The sequence below is a fragment of the Pseudomonas sp. YH-1 genome (assembly GCF_051990045.1).
Taxonomy (GTDB): domain Bacteria; phylum Pseudomonadota; class Gammaproteobacteria; order Pseudomonadales; family Pseudomonadaceae; genus Pseudomonas; species Pseudomonas nicosulfuronedens.
In genome coordinates, this window is record NZ_CP178184.1 from 867501 (window position 1) to 881908 (window position 14408).

Annotated in this window: 16 protein-coding genes (1 of these 16 only partly in view); 6 read left to right on the forward strand and 10 right to left on the reverse strand. The window is 65.9% G+C overall.

Going from position 1 to position 14408, the window contains the following annotated elements:
• Nucleotides 1–850, reverse strand: the 5' portion of a protein-coding gene (locus tag ACKI1H_RS03930) for an MFS transporter (RefSeq protein ID WP_138523161.1). The gene continues 470 nt to the left of window position 1, outside the view; the window shows 850 of its 1320 coding nt (coding positions 1–850); it begins with the start codon at nucleotides 848–850; its stop codon lies beyond the left edge, outside the window.
• A gap of 259 nt (nucleotides 851–1109) precedes the next feature.
• On the opposite strand from ACKI1H_RS03930, the gene ACKI1H_RS03935 reads away from it, so the two are divergent.
• Entirely contained in the window at nucleotides 1110–1514 is a 405-nt protein-coding gene (locus ACKI1H_RS03935; protein ID WP_017521585.1) for an acyl-CoA thioesterase, read from the forward strand.
• A gap of 64 nt (nucleotides 1515–1578) precedes the next feature.
• Here the strand turns inward: ACKI1H_RS03935 and betA are convergent, their stop codons facing one another.
• From betA to betI, 3 genes are all read right to left on the reverse strand, one after another.
• Nucleotides 1579–3261 (reverse strand): choline dehydrogenase, encoded by a 1683-nt coding sequence (betA, locus tag ACKI1H_RS03940; protein WP_440467698.1) that lies wholly within the window; start codon nucleotides 3259–3261, stop codon nucleotides 1579–1581.
• A 128-nt stretch (nucleotides 3262–3389) separates the two neighbouring features.
• Nucleotides 3390–4862, reverse strand: a complete 1473-nt coding sequence (betB, locus tag ACKI1H_RS03945; RefSeq protein WP_440467699.1) for a betaine-aldehyde dehydrogenase — start codon at nucleotides 4860–4862, stop codon at nucleotides 3390–3392.
• Nucleotides 4863–4908: 46 nt separating this feature from the next.
• Entirely contained in the window at nucleotides 4909–5502 is a 594-nt protein-coding gene (gene betI, locus ACKI1H_RS03950; protein ID WP_045214133.1) for a transcriptional regulator BetI, read from the reverse strand.
• A 367-nt stretch (nucleotides 5503–5869) separates the two neighbouring features.
• On the opposite strand from betI, the gene ACKI1H_RS03955 reads away from it, so the two are divergent.
• A complete protein-coding gene (locus tag ACKI1H_RS03955) occupies nucleotides 5870–6430 on the forward strand; it encodes an HdeD family acid-resistance protein (RefSeq protein ID WP_138523167.1) in 561 nt (186 codons plus the stop codon).
• Nucleotides 6423–6593 (forward strand): hypothetical protein, encoded by a 171-nt coding sequence (locus ACKI1H_RS03960; RefSeq protein WP_440467700.1) that lies wholly within the window; start codon nucleotides 6423–6425, stop codon nucleotides 6591–6593. The genes ACKI1H_RS03955 and ACKI1H_RS03960 overlap by 8 nt, the downstream gene beginning before the upstream one ends.
• Before the next feature lies 1 nt (nucleotide 6594).
• On the opposite strand, the gene ACKI1H_RS03965 is transcribed toward ACKI1H_RS03960, so the two are convergent.
• Nucleotides 6595–7806, reverse strand: coding sequence for a YeeE/YedE family protein (locus ACKI1H_RS03965; RefSeq protein ID WP_440467701.1), 1212 nt, complete (start codon nucleotides 7804–7806; stop codon nucleotides 6595–6597).
• Nucleotides 7807–7912: 106 nt separating this feature from the next.
• The gene (gene pdxR, locus ACKI1H_RS03970; protein ID WP_440467702.1) at nucleotides 7913–9367 is read right to left on the reverse strand and encodes a MocR-like pyridoxine biosynthesis transcription factor PdxR; all 1455 of its coding nucleotides are present in this window, start codon (nucleotides 9365–9367) and stop codon (nucleotides 7913–7915) included.
• A 116-nt stretch (nucleotides 9368–9483) separates the two neighbouring features.
• Here pdxR and ACKI1H_RS03975 point away from each other — a divergent pair, with 116 nt between their 5' ends.
• From ACKI1H_RS03975 to ACKI1H_RS03985, 3 genes are all read left to right on the forward strand, one after another.
• Nucleotides 9484–9933, forward strand: coding sequence for an N-acetyltransferase family protein (locus ACKI1H_RS03975; RefSeq protein WP_440467703.1), 450 nt, complete (start codon nucleotides 9484–9486; stop codon nucleotides 9931–9933).
• Between the two features lie 12 nt (nucleotides 9934–9945).
• Entirely contained in the window at nucleotides 9946–10626 is a 681-nt protein-coding gene (locus tag ACKI1H_RS03980) for a GNAT family N-acetyltransferase (protein WP_440467704.1), read from the forward strand.
• Between the two features lie 81 nt (nucleotides 10627–10707).
• Nucleotides 10708–11619 carry a D-hexose-6-phosphate mutarotase gene (locus tag ACKI1H_RS03985; protein ID WP_440467705.1) on the forward strand — a complete coding sequence of 304 codons (912 nt, stop codon included), beginning with the start codon at nucleotides 10708–10710 and terminating at the stop codon, nucleotides 11617–11619.
• Between the two features lie 98 nt (nucleotides 11620–11717).
• Here ACKI1H_RS03985 and ACKI1H_RS03990 read toward each other — a convergent pair whose 3' ends face one another.
• The 4 genes from ACKI1H_RS03990 to purE form a co-directional block, all read right to left on the reverse strand.
• Nucleotides 11718–12260, reverse strand: a complete 543-nt coding sequence (locus ACKI1H_RS03990; protein ID WP_045214119.1) for a DUF3299 domain-containing protein — start codon at nucleotides 12258–12260, stop codon at nucleotides 11718–11720.
• Between the two features lie 84 nt (nucleotides 12261–12344).
• Nucleotides 12345–12590 (reverse strand): GlsB/YeaQ/YmgE family stress response membrane protein, encoded by a 246-nt coding sequence (locus tag ACKI1H_RS03995; RefSeq protein WP_138523182.1) that lies wholly within the window; start codon nucleotides 12588–12590, stop codon nucleotides 12345–12347.
• A 203-nt stretch (nucleotides 12591–12793) separates the two neighbouring features.
• The gene (locus ACKI1H_RS04000) at nucleotides 12794–13879 is read right to left on the reverse strand and encodes a 5-(carboxyamino)imidazole ribonucleotide synthase (RefSeq protein ID WP_440467706.1); all 1086 of its coding nucleotides are present in this window, start codon (nucleotides 13877–13879) and stop codon (nucleotides 12794–12796) included.
• A gap of 8 nt (nucleotides 13880–13887) precedes the next feature.
• Entirely contained in the window at nucleotides 13888–14379 is a 492-nt protein-coding gene (purE, locus tag ACKI1H_RS04005; protein WP_024766741.1) for a 5-(carboxyamino)imidazole ribonucleotide mutase, read from the reverse strand.
• Nucleotides 14380–14408 lie beyond the last annotated feature (29 nt).

Here is a 14408-nt window from a genome sequence, read left to right on the forward strand (position 1 = left end):
CAGCATCGAAGCCATAGACAGTCTGCAGCACCGACGGCGTCATCAGGATCACCACCACGATGCCGGCGGACAGCACCCAGGTCAGCAGCATGGACAGCACGATGGCCGGACGGTGCTCACGCACCACCACGCCCAGCGGCACTTCCTCGGCCAGTTGCTTGCGCAGCTGCAGTTCGGCGAACACCGGCGTTTCGTGCAGCCAGCGGCGCAGGTAGACCGAGAACAGGCCGAAGATGCCGCCCAGCAGGAACGGGATGCGCCAGGCGTAGCCCTGCACTTCCTCGGCGCTGTAGACACTGTTGATCAATGTCGCCACCAGCGAACCGATGAGGATGCCCGCGGTCAGACCCGACGTGAGCGTGCCACAGGCATAGCCCACATGGCGATGCGGGACGTGCTCGGCCACGAAGACCCAGGCGCCCGGCACTTCACCACCAATGGCCGCGCCCTGGATGACGCGCAGCAGCAGGAGCGCCAGCGGCGCCCAGATACCGATCTGCGCGTAGGTGGGCAGTAGGCCCATGATCAGCGTCGGTACGGCCATCAGGAAGATGCTCAGGGTGAACATCTTCTTGCGGCCCAGCAGGTCGCCGAAGTGGGCCATCACCACCCCCCCCAGCGGTCGGGCCAGGTAGCCGGCGGCGAACAGGCCGAAAGTCTGCAGCTGGCGCAGCCAGTCGGGCATGTCGGCGGGGAAGAACAGCTTGCCGACCACGGTGGCGAAGAACACGAAGATGATGAAGTCGTAGAACTCGAGGGCGCCGCCCAGGGCGGACAGCGAAAGAGTCTTGTAGTCGCTGCGGGTCAACGGACGTGACGCGGGCGCGGCAGGAGCGTTCACAGAAGGCATGGTGCTTGTTATCTCTGCAGGCAAGGAGGCTGCGGCCGGCAGCCGCAGGTGCCGCACCATAGCAAATTGCGCGGAGGCGACACAGCGGCCGCGCCCGCGGGAATTTCACCCCATCCTGCGGTCGTCGCGCCGGTCCTCCCTCTATATAATGCGGGCAGGCCGATCAAAAGCTGTCCCAAGGCCTTGCGCCGGCAGGTGTCTTGGGAGAGTTTTTCCATAACCTCACCATGAGTATGCCGGGGGCAAGAGGCCCTTACCTATGATCGAGCTCGAACAAGAAGATCCCATCCCGCAAGGCGACCTTGCCTTGCAGATCACCGCCCTGCCGCGTGAGACCAACGGCTTTGGCGACATCTTCGGTGGCTGGCTGGTGGCGCAGATGGATCTCGCCGGAACCGCCATGTCCAGCCGCATTGCCGGAGGCCGAGTGGCCACGGTAGCCATCGACCGTATGGCCTTCCTGGTCCCGGTCGCCGTCGGCGCTCAGCTCTCCTTCTATACCCAGACCCTGGAAGTGGGCCGCAGCTCGATCCGTATGCTGGTCGAGGTCTGGAGCGATGACCCGCTGTCCAGCGAATGGCGCAAGGTCACCGAGGCGGTCTTCGTCTTCGTCGCCATCGACGGTAGCGGCCGTACCCGACCAGTTCCTCCGCGTCGTGGCTGAAAACTGAAAACGCCGGCTCTCTCGCCGGCGTTTTCGTCTCTGCCTTACGTCTGGTCTTTCAGCATCAGCGCTGCGGTTTTCCGCGCACCGGCGCGCCGTTGGCCTTGTAGTAGTCAGCAGTGCTGCGAGTCAGAGCTGGGCGACCGCGCACCTTATCGGCGAGTTTCTCGGCCATCATGATGGTGGTGGCGTTGAGGTTGCCGGTGATGATCAGCGGCATGATCGACGCATCGATCACCCGCAGCCCTTCCATACCGTGCACGCGGCCTTCGCCATCGACCACCGCCATGTCGTCTTCGCCCATCTTGCAGGAGCAGGACGGGTGGAAAGCCGTTTCCGCATGCTCGCGAATGAAAGCATCCAGATCGGCGTCGCTCTGCTGATCCAGGCCCGGACTGATCTCGCGCCCGCGATAAGGGTCCAGGGCCGGCTGGTTCATGATCTCGCGGGTGAGGCGGATGCCGTCGCGGAACTCCTGCCAGTCCTGCTCGCAGGACATGTAGTTGAACAGGATGCTCGGGTGCTTGCGCGGATCGCGGGAGGTCAGGTTGATCCGCCCGCGACTGGGAGAGCGCATGGAACCGACATGAGCCTGGAAGCCGTGCTCGCTCACTGCATTGCTGCCGTTGTAGTTAATCGCCACCGGCAGGAAGTGGTACTGGATGTTCGGCCACTCGAATTCCGGACGACTGCGGATGAAGCCGCCGGCCTCGAACTGGTTGCTCGCGCCCAGGCCGGTGCCGAGGAACATCCATTCCGCGCCGATCTGCGGCTGGTTCCACCACTGCAGTGCCGGATACAACGATACCGGTTGCTTGCAGGCGTACTGCAGGTACATCTCCAGGTGGTCCTGGAGGTTCTGGCCGACACCGGGCAGATCGTGAACGACCTCGATACCCAGGTCCCGCAGCAGGGCGGACGGACCAACGCCGGAGCGCTGCAACAGCTGCGGAGAAGCGATGGCGCCGGAGCACACCAGCACTTCGCGGCGTGCACGCACTTCGGTCAGCGCATTGTCATCGCCATGCAGATAGGTCGCGCCGATGGCGCGCTTACCGTTGAACAGGATGCGGTCGGTCAACGCGTGGGTAACGATGGTCAGGTTCGGTCGTTCGCGGGCCTGGTCCAGATAGCCACGGGCGGTACTGGCGCGGCGACCTTGCGGAGTGACGGTGCGGTCCATCGGACCGAAGCCTTCCTGCTGGTAACCGTTGAGGTCCTCGGTACGCGGATAGCCCGCCTGCACGCCGGCCTCGACCATGGCGTGGAACAGCGGGTTGTTACCGGCCTTGGGCGTAGTGACGCTCACCGGGCCGCTGCCGCCGTGGTAGTCGTTGGGGCCGATGTCACGGGTCTCGGCCTTGCGGAAATACGGCAGGCAATCGAGGTAGGTCCAGTCTTCCAGTCCCTTTTCCTGCGCCCAGCCGTCGAAGTCCATGGCGTTGCCGCGGATGTAGCACATGCCATTGATCAACGAGGAACCGCCCAGGCCCTTGCCGCGCCCGCACTCCATGCGGCGGTTGTTCATGTAGGGCTCCGGGTCGGTCAGGTACGCCCAGTTGTAGCGGCGACCCTGCAGCGGGTAGGCCAGCGCGGCGGGCATCTGGGTGCGGAAATCGGCACGGTAGTCCGGGCCGCCGGCTTCGAGCAACAGGACACTGACGTCGACGTCCTCGGTCAGGCGCGTAGCCAGTACGTTACCGGCGGAACCGGCGCCGATGATGATGTAGTCGTATTCCTGGGACATGCAGGCCTTCCTCTTTTTCAGGCACGACACCGCCCGCGACGCGCGCGCGCCGGTGTCTGCGTGTTGGGAATGGCCGGTGGTCAGGGAGTCATGCCTGCGACCGGCCTTTCATGGCTCGATCGCGGCGATCAGAACACCGAGGTGTAGTCGCCCAGCTCAACCTGTACGGATTTGATGCGAGTGTAGTGAGCCAGGGTGGTCAGGCCGTTCTCACGACCGACACCCGATTGCTTGTATCCGCCAACCGGCATCTCGGCCGGCGACTCGCCCCAGGTGTTGATCCAGCAGATGCCTGCTTCGAGGCGGTGGATCGCCCTGTGCGCACGGGCCAGGTCCTGGGTCACGACGCCGGCGGCGAGGCCGTACTCAGTGTCGTTGGCGCGGCGGATGGCCTCGTCTTCGCTGTCGTAGACGAGGATGCTCATGACCGGCCCGAAGATTTCCTCGCGGACGATGGTCATGTCGTCACGGCAGTCGGTGAACACGGTCGGGGCGACATACGCGCCCTGGCCGAACTCGCCATGGGTGACGCGCTCGCCACCGCACAGCAGGCGGGCCTTCTGTTCTTTGCCGGACTCGATATAGGAGAGCACGCTCTCCATGTGCGGGAAGCTCACCAGCGGGCCGAAGTTGGTGTTCTCGTCCTGCGGGTTGCCCAGGCGGATGCGCTTGACGCGCTCCAGCACCTTGGCCTCGAAGCGTGCCTGCAGGTTGCGCGGAATGAACACGCGGGTGCCGTTGGTGCAAACCTGGCCGGAGCTGAAGAAGTTGGCCATGACGGCGATATCGGCGGCGCGGTCGAGGTTCGCGTCTTCGAAGATGATCAGCGGCGACTTGCCGCCCAGCTCCATGGTGACTTCCTTGAGCGAAGAGCTGGAAGCGCTGGCCATGACCTTCTTGCCGGTGGAGGTGCCGCCAGTGAAGGAAATCTTCTCGATCACCGGGTGCTCGGTCAGCCACTGGCCGACTTCGCGACCGCTGCCGGTGAGCACGTTGAACACGCCGTCGGGCAGGCCGGCCTCGGTGTAGATTTCGGCGAGCTTCAGCGCGGTCAGCGGAGTGACCTCACTGGGCTTGAAGATCATCGCGTTGCCGGCGGCCAGGGCCGGGGCGGATTTCCACAGGGCGATCTGGATCGGGTAATTCCAGGCGCCGATGCCGGCCACCACGCCCAGCGGCTCGCGGCGGGTGTAGACGAAGCTGGTCTCGCGCAGCGGGATCTGCTCGCCCTCGATGGCGGGCACCAGCCCGGCGTAGTACTCGAGCACGTCGGCACCGGTGACGATGTCGACGTAGCGGGTCTCGGCCAGCGGCTTGCCGGTGTCGAGGGTCTCCAGTTCCGCCAGCTCGTCATTGCGCTCGCGGAGGATATCGACGGCGCGGCGCAGGATGCGCGAGCGCTGCATGGCAGTCATCGCCGCCCAGACTTTCTGCCCTTCCACCGCCGCCTGCACGGCGCGCTCGACGTCGTCCTTCGACGCACGCTGTACCTGGGCAAGGACTTCACCGTTGGCCGGATTGATGGTCTCGAAGGTGGCGCCGCTGGTGGCTTCCACGTAGCGACCGCCAATGTAGAGCTTCTGTACTTCGAATCGAGCCATGGTGCGGTGGTCCTCTCTTGTCGGTGTCAGCGCAAGGCTGCGCCCGCTATCCGGGGCGCTTGGCCAGTTGTTGGTCGAGGTAGTCGTAGGCAATCGCCAACGCCTGCTCGGTATCGAAGGCGTCGCCCGAAAGCGCGCCCCGCAGCCAGAGGCCATCGATCAGTGCGGCCAGCCCGCGAGCGGCGCTGCGGGCCTGGGCCAGCGGCAGTTCGCGACGGAACTGGCTGCACAGGTTCGAATACAGCCGGTGGTCGTTGATCCGCTGCAATCGGCGCAGCGCCGGCTGGTGCATGCTGGTCGCCCAGAACGCCAGCCAGGTTTTCATGGCCGGACCGTTGACCTGGGAGCTGTCGAAGTTGCCGGCGATGATGGCCCGCAGGTGCGAGCGCGGTTCGTCGTTGCGCAAGGTAGCGCGGCGCTCGGCGACGGCCTTGCTCAATGCCGACATCAAATGTCGCATCGTCGCTTCCAGCAGTCCGTTCTTGTCCTGGAAGTAGTGGCTGATGATGCCGTTGGAGACCCCCGCGAGGCGGGCGATCAGGGCGATGCTGGCGTCGCTCATGCCCACCTGGTCCACCGCCTCAAGGGTCGCGTGGATCAGTTGGGAGCGGCGAATCGGCTGCATACCGACCTTGGGCATTTCGAATCTCCTCTTCGCCGGGCGTACCTGTGCCGTCCGGCGATACTGTGGGCCAGTCTATTCGTTTTTTATTGAACGCTCAATCAACTAAGAATATGCTGCGTTGCATCAACACCTTCGAAGCGCCCACATGGCGGGCGCCCATACCGTTCATCGCTACGCCTCATTCCAACCCGCAAGGATCGCAGAATCCGCGCCGAATGTGTCGCAGCCGCTCTCCCCGGTGACGTCGCCTGACGGCACCTGCCCGTTGCGACGGGCCCTTCACAGCCCGGCCCGTGCCGGGCTTTCTTTTGCCCCACGTCAGGGCCCGCGCCGCGCGCCAGCGACTATGGTTTCTGCCATACCCCTCGCGAGGATCGCCGCCATGTCGCAACACCCGCTCTGGCAAGCCCTGGGCCGCCACTGGAAATGGATCGCCCTGCGTGGCGTCGCCGCCCTGCTGTTCGGCATCCTGGCCATGGTCTGGCCGGGAATCGTGCTCACCGTGATGGTGCTGTTCTTCGGCGCCTATGCCTTCATCGACGGCCTGTTCACCCTGATCGCCGCCGCGCAGATGCGCGAATCCGGCCGGCCCTTGTGGCCACTGGTGCTGGTGGGATTGCTGGGGATCGCAGCCGGGCTGGTCGCCTTCCTCTGGCCACAGCTAACCGCCCTGGGCCTGCTCATGCTCATCGCCGGCTGGGCATTGGTGATGGGCGTGCTGCAGATCATCGCGGCGATTCGCCTGCGCAAGGCACTGCAGAATGAGTGGTGGCTGGGGCTTTCCGGCGCGGTGTCGGTGCTGTTCGGCGTGCTGATGATCGGCAACCCCGGGGCCGGGGCGATTGCCGTGGCCTGGGTGATCGGCGCCTACTCGGTGTTCTTCGGCGTCCTGCTGATCCTGCTCGCGCTGCGCCTGCGCAAGACCTCGACCTTCAATGCCTGAAGAGCGGGATTGGTGTCTGTTGCGCCTGGACGACAACGGCAACAGCTTCGTCATGCGCCGTCAGCTGACCCGCGCCGAGGCCGAAGCCCTGGCGCGGGACTACCAGGCCCACGGCCACAAGCAGACCTACTGGGCGGAGCGCGGGACGCCCCGCCCGGCCTGACTCAGCAGCCGGTCAGGCGCTCTTCCACGCGTTCGGCAGGGAAGAAGATCGGCCGCAGGCGTACGCCCACCGCGTTGCCGAAGAACGCTGCGACCAGCCACAGCCAGCCGTGCAGGCTGCCGGAGGCGATGCCGCTGAAGTACGCGCCAATGTTGCAGCCGTAGGCCAGACGCGCGCCGTAGCCCAGCAGCAAGCCGCCGATCACCGCCGCAATCAGCGAGCGCGCGGGAATCTTCAGGCTCGGTGCGAAACGCCCGGCGAGGCCGGCGGCCAGCAGCGCACCGATCATGATGCCGAAGTCCATCACGCTGGTGACGTCCTGCCAGACCGGCGCGGCCAGCGCCTTGGCGTTGGCGTCGACCTGCCAGAAGGCCCATTGGTCAACGGCGATGCCAAGACTCTCGAACGCCTTCGCGCCCCACAGGGCGAAAGCCGAGGTGACGCCCCACGGACGCCCGGCCAGCGCCAGGGTGGCGAAGTTCAGCAGCGCCAGTGCGACTGCACCCCACACCAGCGGCCAGGGGCCACGGAAGAGTCGACCGATGCCCTTCTCGCCGTTGCTGGCGATGAGCTCAAGCACGCCATGGCGACGGCGTTCCAGCACCACGCTGACGGCGGCGATGGCGGCAAACAGCGCCAGGCTCACCGCCAGCGCCGGGAACAGGCCGAGCGACTGCACGATGGAGGTCGGTGGCAGTGACGGCAGGGCGAACCACCAACCGATATGGTGGGTGGCAATCACCGAACCGATGATGAAGAACAGCAGCGTCACCAGCATCCGCGCGTTGCCACCACCCACGGTGAACAGCGTGCCCGAGGCGCAACCGCCGCCCAACTGCATGCCGATGCCGAAAATGAAGGCGCCGACGATGACCGACGTACCGGCCGGCGACACCAGCCCCTTAACCGGCTCTCCGAACAGCGTGCCGGCCGCCAGAGCGGGGAAGAACAGCAGTACCGCGATAGCCAGCATCACCATCTGCGCACGCAGGCCCGCACCACGGCGCTCACGGATGAACACACGCCAGGCGGAAGTGAAGCCGAAAGCCGCGTGGTAGAGCGTCAGTCCCAACGCACCGCCGACCAGGAACAGCAGGGCCTGGCGGCCGCTCACCACCTGGGCGAGGAACAGCGCACCCGCCAGCAGCAGGAGGAAGGCGACCCAGAGCGCGCTGGACTTGCGCTCGGGGACGGTGGACAGGGCTAGGCTCATGGCGGCTCCGGGGGTTTTCGAGAGGGGCGATATTCTAGGGAGCGTAGCGCCTCCCGCCAACTTCGTAAGGCAGCTAAGGAAATAGCCGGGAGTTACAAGGGCCGCCTTATTTCCAGGCCTTGCGCAGGGTCTTGAGCGCCTCGGCGATCCGCGCCTCCGGCACCGCCGCGAAGCCCAGCACCAGTCCGGCCCGCTGATCCGCCGGCTCGGCGGACTCCGGCAACCAGTAGTCGCTCAGCGCATTCACCTCCACGCCCACGGCAGCGGCGCACTGCACCAACTCCCGCTCGCGCTCGCGGCTATCGACCCGTACGCACAGGTGCAATCCCGCTTCCACCACCGGCATCGGCGCGCAGCCGCTCACCTCCGGCCAGCCACGCAGCAGCGCGTCGCGTCGACTGCGCGCAGCCCGACGCATGCGCCGGACGTGGCGCTGGAAGTGCCCTTCGGCGATGAAGTCCGCCATCACCCGCTGGGTACCGACTTCGGAATGACGCACATCCAGCGCGCGGCGGCGAGCGAAGGGCTGCGCCAGCGCCGGCGGGACAACCAGATAACCCAGGCGCAACGCCGGGAAGGCGATCTTGCAGAAGGTGCCGACGTAGAGCACCCGGTCATGGCGATCCAGGGCCGCCAGCGGCATCAGCGGCGTCCCGCTGTAGCGGTACTCGCCGTCGTAGTCGTCCTCGACTATCCAGCCACCGCTGCGCTCGGCCCACTCAAGCAACTCCAGGCGTCGCGCCAGGGAGAGCGTCACCCCCGTCGGATACTGGTGCGACGGCGTGACATAGACCAGCCGGCAGTCGGGCAGGCTATCCAGCTGGTCCGTTCGCAGGCCGTCGGCATCAACCGCCACGCCGTGCAGCCGCGCCCCTGCGGTGGCAAAAGCGTGGCCAGCGGCACGGTAGCCGGGGTTCTCGATGGCCGCGCCGTCACCCTGGGCAAGCAGCACCTGGGCGCACAGCGTGATGCCCTGCTGGGCGCCACTGGTGATGATGATCTGCCCGGCGTCGCAGTGCAGGCCACGGGTCGTGCGCAGATAGGCGGCGACCAGCTCGCGCAGGCGCTGCTCACCAGCCGGGTCACCATAGCCCAGGCAATCCAGCGGCGGATCGCGCCAGAAGCGCGCCTGCAGCCGCGCCCAGGTATCGAAGGGAAAGAGATCGAAAGCCGGCACGCCGACCCGGAATGCTCGCGGCGCCCCCGTTGGAGGCAGCGGCAGGTGGTGCCGTGCGAGGCGCTCCAGGGCGGGTACATCAAGGCTGCGCGCTTCGCTACGCGCTATGTCCACCGAAGGCTGCACGCGTTCGGCGACATAGGTTCCATCACCCGTGCGCCCCTCGATATACCCCTCGGCGTAAAGCTGTTCGTAGGCGCGCACCACGGTATTGCGGGAAACACCAAGCGAAGAGGCCAGATCACGACTGGCCGGCAACCGCGAGCGGGCCGCGAGACGACCATCAAGGATTCGCTCGCGCAATGCCTGGAACAGCTGCACACCCAGCGGACGGGCTGGGTCGAGGCGGATTCCAGAAGGGTTGAAAGGCAACGGGATACTCATGGAACAGCTTCCAGTGCAGCGGTAATGGTTCCTCTGATTTGATCATGAATGGCTCTTTAGCAGAACCAATTCAGCGCCTAGGCTGGGAGCATTCCAACGCACACAAGGTCGCCACCATGTCTTCCGCTGTCGAGATCCGCCCGATCACCGCCGATGATCACGCCGCCTGGCTGCCGCTCTGGCTGGGTTATCAGCGCTTCTACAAGACCACCATCGACGACGCCACCAGCGCGGTCACCTGGCAGCGCTTCCTCGACGCCACCGAGCCGATGCACGCTGCGCTTGCCTGGCGCGACGGCGTTGCCATCGGCCTGGTGCACTTCATCTACCACCGTTCCTGCTGGACCCAGGGCGACTACGTCTACCTGCAGGACCTGTACGTCGCCGAAGGCCAGCGCGGCGGCGGTATCGGCGCGCAGCTGATCGAGCACGTCTACGCCGACGCCCGCGCAAATGGCGCCTCGCGGGTGCACTGGCTGACCCACGAGAGCAACACCGACGCCATGTTCCTCTACGACCGGATCGCCGACCGCTCCGGGTTCGTCCAGTACCGCAAGATCCTCTGAGCCGGAGCGCCCATGAACGACCAACCCCTGCTGAACTGGCGTCCCGCCGCCAGCCCCGAACGCCGCACCCTGACCGGCCGCACCATCAACCTGGCGCCGCTGGACGTTGCCCTCCACGGTGATGACCTGTGGCAAGCGCTGCAAGGCCCGGACTCCGACCCCGTGCTCTGGGACTACCTGCCCTACGGTCCCTTCCCCGAGCGCGCGCCTTTCGATGCCTGGCTGGCGGGCAATGCGGCGAGCAACGACCCGCTGTTCTTCGCCGTGATCGACCGCACGAGCGGCCGCGCAGTTGGTCTGCTCAGCTACCTGCGGATATTCCCCAAGGACGGCAGCATCGAGATCGGCCACATCGCCTACGGGCGCGTGATGCAGCGCTCGCCGGCCTCCACCGAGGCGGTCTACCTGCTGGCCCGCTGGGCCTTCGAGATGCGCTACCGCCGCCTCGAATGGAAGTGCAATGCGCTCAACGCCCGCTCCATGCGCGCCGCCGCGCGCCTGGGCTTCGTCTTCGAGGGCACCTTCCGCCAAGCCACGGTTGTGAAGGACCGCAACCGCGATACCGCCTGGTTCTCCATCATCGACAGCGAATGGCCACGCTGCCAGCAGGCCTTCGAGCGCTGGCTGGACGCGGCCAACTTCGATGCCAGTGGCCGGCAGAGAGAGCGGCTCGAGGCCCTGCGCCAGAGCTGATCTTTTCATTCTCCGGGAACTGCCCGGTGCGCGAAGGATCGGTGATACTGAACCTTTCGCATCGCAGTCCCGGAGACCACCATGAGCAGCGACATCCAGACTCCCCGCGTCGAGCAGGTACAGATCGACCAGTTGCCCTGCTGGCGCATCCATACCGCCCATGGTGAAGCCCTGATCGCCCAGCAGGGGGCGCAACTGCTCAGCTACCAGCCCCACGAACAGCCGCCGCTGGTGTGGCTGAGCGAGACCGCCGAGTACCACCACGGCCAGTCCGTACGTGGCGGGGTGCCGGTTTGCTGGCCGTGGTTCGGCAACCTGGAGCGCAACCCGGTCGAAGTCCGTACCGCCTACCGGAGCGACAAGGCACCCGCACACGGTCTGGTGCGCGCTGTAGATTGGCAGTTGGACGATATCGCTGACGAACTGGGCCAACTCTCCGTGCATTTCAGCTTCGATGCACGCAACGGCCTGCCCGGCTGGGCGCACTCGGCGCGACTGGAAGTGGTGATGCGCTTCGGGGAGCGCCTGACGCTGGAGATGACCACCCACAACCTGGGCGATACGCCGTTGCCGGTCAGCCAGGCGCTGCACACCTACTTTGCCGTGGGCGACGTGCGCCAGGTCAGCATCGATGGGCTGCAGGGCTGCCGCTACGTGGAAACCCTGGAGAACTGGGAGCTGCGCGAGCAGCACGGGGTGGTGCGCATCGCCGGGGAAACCGACCGCATCTACCTGGACCTGGAGAAACCGCTGGTGATCCGCGATCCGGTCTGGGAGCGCGGCATCCACCTCCAGGCCAGTGGCTCGCGCTCGGCGGTCGTGTGGAACCCCTGGATCGACAAAGCCGCGCGCCTGTCGCAATTCGCGGACGACGCCTGGCAGGACATGCTCTGCATCGAGACCGCGCGCGTCTGGGACGACGTGATGAGCGTGGCGCCGGGGCGCAGTGAAACGATGAAGGTGGAAATCTGGAGCGAACCGCTGGAAGCGTGATCCTCCCGTAGGGCGCATGACGCGCCAGCGTTATCCGCCGTAGACGGTGCGGCGAATCGGCGTACAACCGCGAACGGTTGTACGCCCTACGTAAAGCCTTACAGGTCGCTCTCTTCCACCGGACGCACCTTGGCGTCGTCGATGGCGTAGGCCGCGTCGGCCAGGTCATTGCTGACCTTCTCCACCTTCAGCGTGCCGCTGACCCAGATCGGGTTGTAGATATCGTCGATCTGGATCCCCTTGGGGTAGCGCACCAGCACGATCTGGTTCGGCGGCGGCGGCGGCACGTGGATGCAGGCGCCCGGGTAAGGCACCAGGAAGAACTCGGTCACGCGGCCCTTGGCGTCATTCTCCAGCGGCACCGGGTAGCCGCCCAGACGCAGCGCCTTGCCATTGAGGGCGGCCACTGTCTTGGTGGAATACATCACCTGCGGCAGCTTCTTGTCGGACTGTTTCAGCCCGCCCTTGTTGGTGAAGGTGCCGTTGGCCTCGGGGCCGTTGTGGGTGATTTCCGGCATGTCTTCCAGCGCCTTGCGGTCGCTGGGCGGCATCAGGGACAGCCAGTCGGTTTCGGGAAGTTCGGCGGCGGACGCCAGGGAGGTCAGCACTATCAGACAACAGGCGAGCAATGGTCGGCGCATCGTGGACTCGAAAGGCCCGGTCGGGCACAGGCGGGATATTCCTCCAGCACCCTCCCCCTGGCGGGAGAGGGCCGGAAATCACCGTCAATTCTTCTTGATCAGCCCGTAAATGACCAGCAGCACGACGGCACCGATCACCGCGCCGATGAAGCCTGCCGCCTGGCCGGCTGCGTAAATGCCCAGGGCCTGGCCGCCGTAGGTGGCCAACAGCGAGCCGCCGATACCGATCAGGATGGTCATGATCCAGCCCATGCTGTCATCGCCGGGCTTGAGGAAGCGTGCGATGAGTCCAACGATCAGGCCAATGACGATGGTTCCGATTAATCCCATGACAAACCCTCCTTGTGGGTTGAGCGCTGTGGATGCGCGCTTGTCATGGGACAGTGTAGGAAACGCCAGCGTTCCGTGTTTTGCCACGGTCCAGAGCGGCTACCCGTGTTTCGCGAGCCTTACATCACTGCGCGAACTCACCATGAAAAAAGCCGCGCCAGTGATTGACGCGGCTTTCTCTAGTCACCTTGCCCGAAGGGCCGTCAGACTTTGGCGATCAACGCCTCGACCTCGGCGATGCGCGCCTTCAGGGTCGGCAGGTCGGCGCTGCGCAGGGTGGCGTGGCCAACCTTGCGCCCGGCCTTGAACGCCTTGCCGTAGTGGTGCAGGTGGCAGTCGGCAACGGTCAGCACGTCGGCCACCGGCGGCACCTCACCGATGAAGTTGAGCATGGCGCTCTCGCCCACTTTCGCGGTCGAGCCCAGCGGCAGGCCGGCGATGGCCCGCACGTGGTTCTCGAACTGGCTGCACTCGGAACCTTCGATGGTCCAGTGGCCGGAGTTGTGCACGCGCGGCGCGATTTCGTTGGCCTTCAGGCCGCCGTCGACCTCGAAGAACTCGAAAGCCATGACGCCCACGTACTGCAGCTTGTCCAGCACCCGGCCGACGTAGTCTTCGGCCAGCGCCTGCAGCGGGTGGTCGGTGCTCGCCACGGACAGGCGCAGGATGCCGTTCTCGTGGGTGTTGTGCACCAGTGGGTAGAAGCGGGTCTCGCCATCGCGGGCGCGTACCGCCACCAGCGAGACTTCGCCGGTGAAGGGCACGAAGCCTTCGAGGATACACGGCACGCTGCCCAGCTCGGCAAAGGCGCCGCTGACGTCCTCGGCCTTGCGCAGGACCTTCTGGCCCTTGCCGTCGTAGCCCAGGGTGCGGGTCTTCATCACCGCCGGCAGGCCGATGCTGGCCACCGCGGCGTCAAGGTCGGCCTGGGACTGCACGTCGGCGAAGGCCGGGGTCGGAATCCCCAGGTCCTTGAACATCGACTTCTCGAACCAGCGGTCACGGGCGATGCGCAGCGACTCGGCGTTCGGATAGACCGGCACGAACTGCGAGAGGAAGGCCACGGTCTCGGCCGGCACGCTCTCGAACTCGAAGGTCACCACATCGACTTCATCGGCCAGCTGGCGCAGGTGGTCCTGGTCGCTGTAGTCGGCACGGATGTGCTCGCCCAGGGACTGCGCGCAGGCGTCCGGCGCCGGGTCGAGGAAGGCGAAGTTCATGCCCAGCGGGGTGCCCGCCAGGGACAGCATGCGGCCCAGCTGGCCGCCACCGATGACACCGATCTTCATGGTCGTACTCAGGCCTCGCGCGGATCGGGATTGTCCAGCACCGTCTCGGTCTGGGTAGCGCGGAACTGCTTCAGCGCCTCGTGGTATTTCGGGTACTTGGCGCCCAGGATGCTGGCGGACAGCAGGGCTGCGTTGGTGGCGCCGGCCTTGCCGATGGCCAGGGTGGCGACCGGGACGCCCGCCGGCATCTGCACGATGGACAGCAGCGAATCGACGCCCGAGAGCATGGAGGACTGCACCGGCACACCGAGCACCGGCAGGTGGGTCTTGGCGGCGCACATGCCCGGCAGATGGGCGGCACCGCCGGCGCCGGCGATGATCACTTCGATGCCGCGGCCATCGGCCTCTTCGGCGTACTGGAACAGCAGGTCCGGAGTACGGTGGGCGGAAACCACCTTCACTTCGTACGGAATGCCGAGCTTGTCCAGCATGTCTGCGGTGTGGCTCAGGGTGCTCCAGTCGGATTTGGAACCCATGATCACGCCAACCAGTGCGCTCATCGTCGTGCCTCTCTCAAGTGCGCTCTTGG

What these genes read in the sequence shown, in the direction of transcription:
- ACKI1H_RS03935 (WP_017521585.1), top strand. Translation starts at nt 1,110, where the DNA reads ATGATCGAGCTCGAACAAGAAGATCCCATCCCGCAAGGCGACCTTGCC.
- betA (WP_440467698.1), bottom strand. Translation starts at nt 3,261, where the DNA reads ATGTCCCAGGAATACGACTACATCATCATCGGCGCCGGTTCCGCCGGT.
- betB (WP_440467699.1), bottom strand. Translation starts at nt 4,862, where the DNA reads ATGGCTCGATTCGAAGTACAGAAGCTCTACATTGGCGGTCGCTACGTG.
- betI (WP_045214133.1), bottom strand. Translation starts at nt 5,502, where the DNA reads ATGCCCAAGGTCGGTATGCAGCCGATTCGCCGCTCCCAACTGATCCAC.
- ACKI1H_RS03955 (WP_138523167.1), top strand. Translation starts at nt 5,870, where the DNA reads ATGTCGCAACACCCGCTCTGGCAAGCCCTGGGCCGCCACTGGAAATGG.
- ACKI1H_RS03960 (WP_440467700.1), top strand. Translation starts at nt 6,423, where the DNA reads ATGCCTGAAGAGCGGGATTGGTGTCTGTTGCGCCTGGACGACAACGGC.
- ACKI1H_RS03965 (WP_440467701.1), bottom strand. Translation starts at nt 7,806, where the DNA reads ATGAGCCTAGCCCTGTCCACCGTCCCCGAGCGCAAGTCCAGCGCGCTC.
- pdxR (WP_440467702.1), bottom strand. Translation starts at nt 9,367, where the DNA reads ATGAGTATCCCGTTGCCTTTCAACCCTTCTGGAATCCGCCTCGACCCA.
- ACKI1H_RS03975 (WP_440467703.1), top strand. Translation starts at nt 9,484, where the DNA reads ATGTCTTCCGCTGTCGAGATCCGCCCGATCACCGCCGATGATCACGCC.
- ACKI1H_RS03980 (WP_440467704.1), top strand. Translation starts at nt 9,946, where the DNA reads ATGAACGACCAACCCCTGCTGAACTGGCGTCCCGCCGCCAGCCCCGAA.
- ACKI1H_RS03985 (WP_440467705.1), top strand. Translation starts at nt 10,708, where the DNA reads ATGAGCAGCGACATCCAGACTCCCCGCGTCGAGCAGGTACAGATCGAC.
- ACKI1H_RS03990 (WP_045214119.1), bottom strand. Translation starts at nt 12,260, where the DNA reads ATGCGCCGACCATTGCTCGCCTGTTGTCTGATAGTGCTGACCTCCCTG.
- ACKI1H_RS03995 (WP_138523182.1), bottom strand. Translation starts at nt 12,590, where the DNA reads ATGGGATTAATCGGAACCATCGTCATTGGCCTGATCGTTGGACTCATC.
- ACKI1H_RS04000 (WP_440467706.1), bottom strand. Translation starts at nt 13,879, where the DNA reads ATGAAGATCGGTGTCATCGGTGGCGGCCAGCTGGGCCGCATGCTGTCC.
- purE (WP_024766741.1), bottom strand. Translation starts at nt 14,379, where the DNA reads ATGAGCGCACTGGTTGGCGTGATCATGGGTTCCAAATCCGACTGGAGC.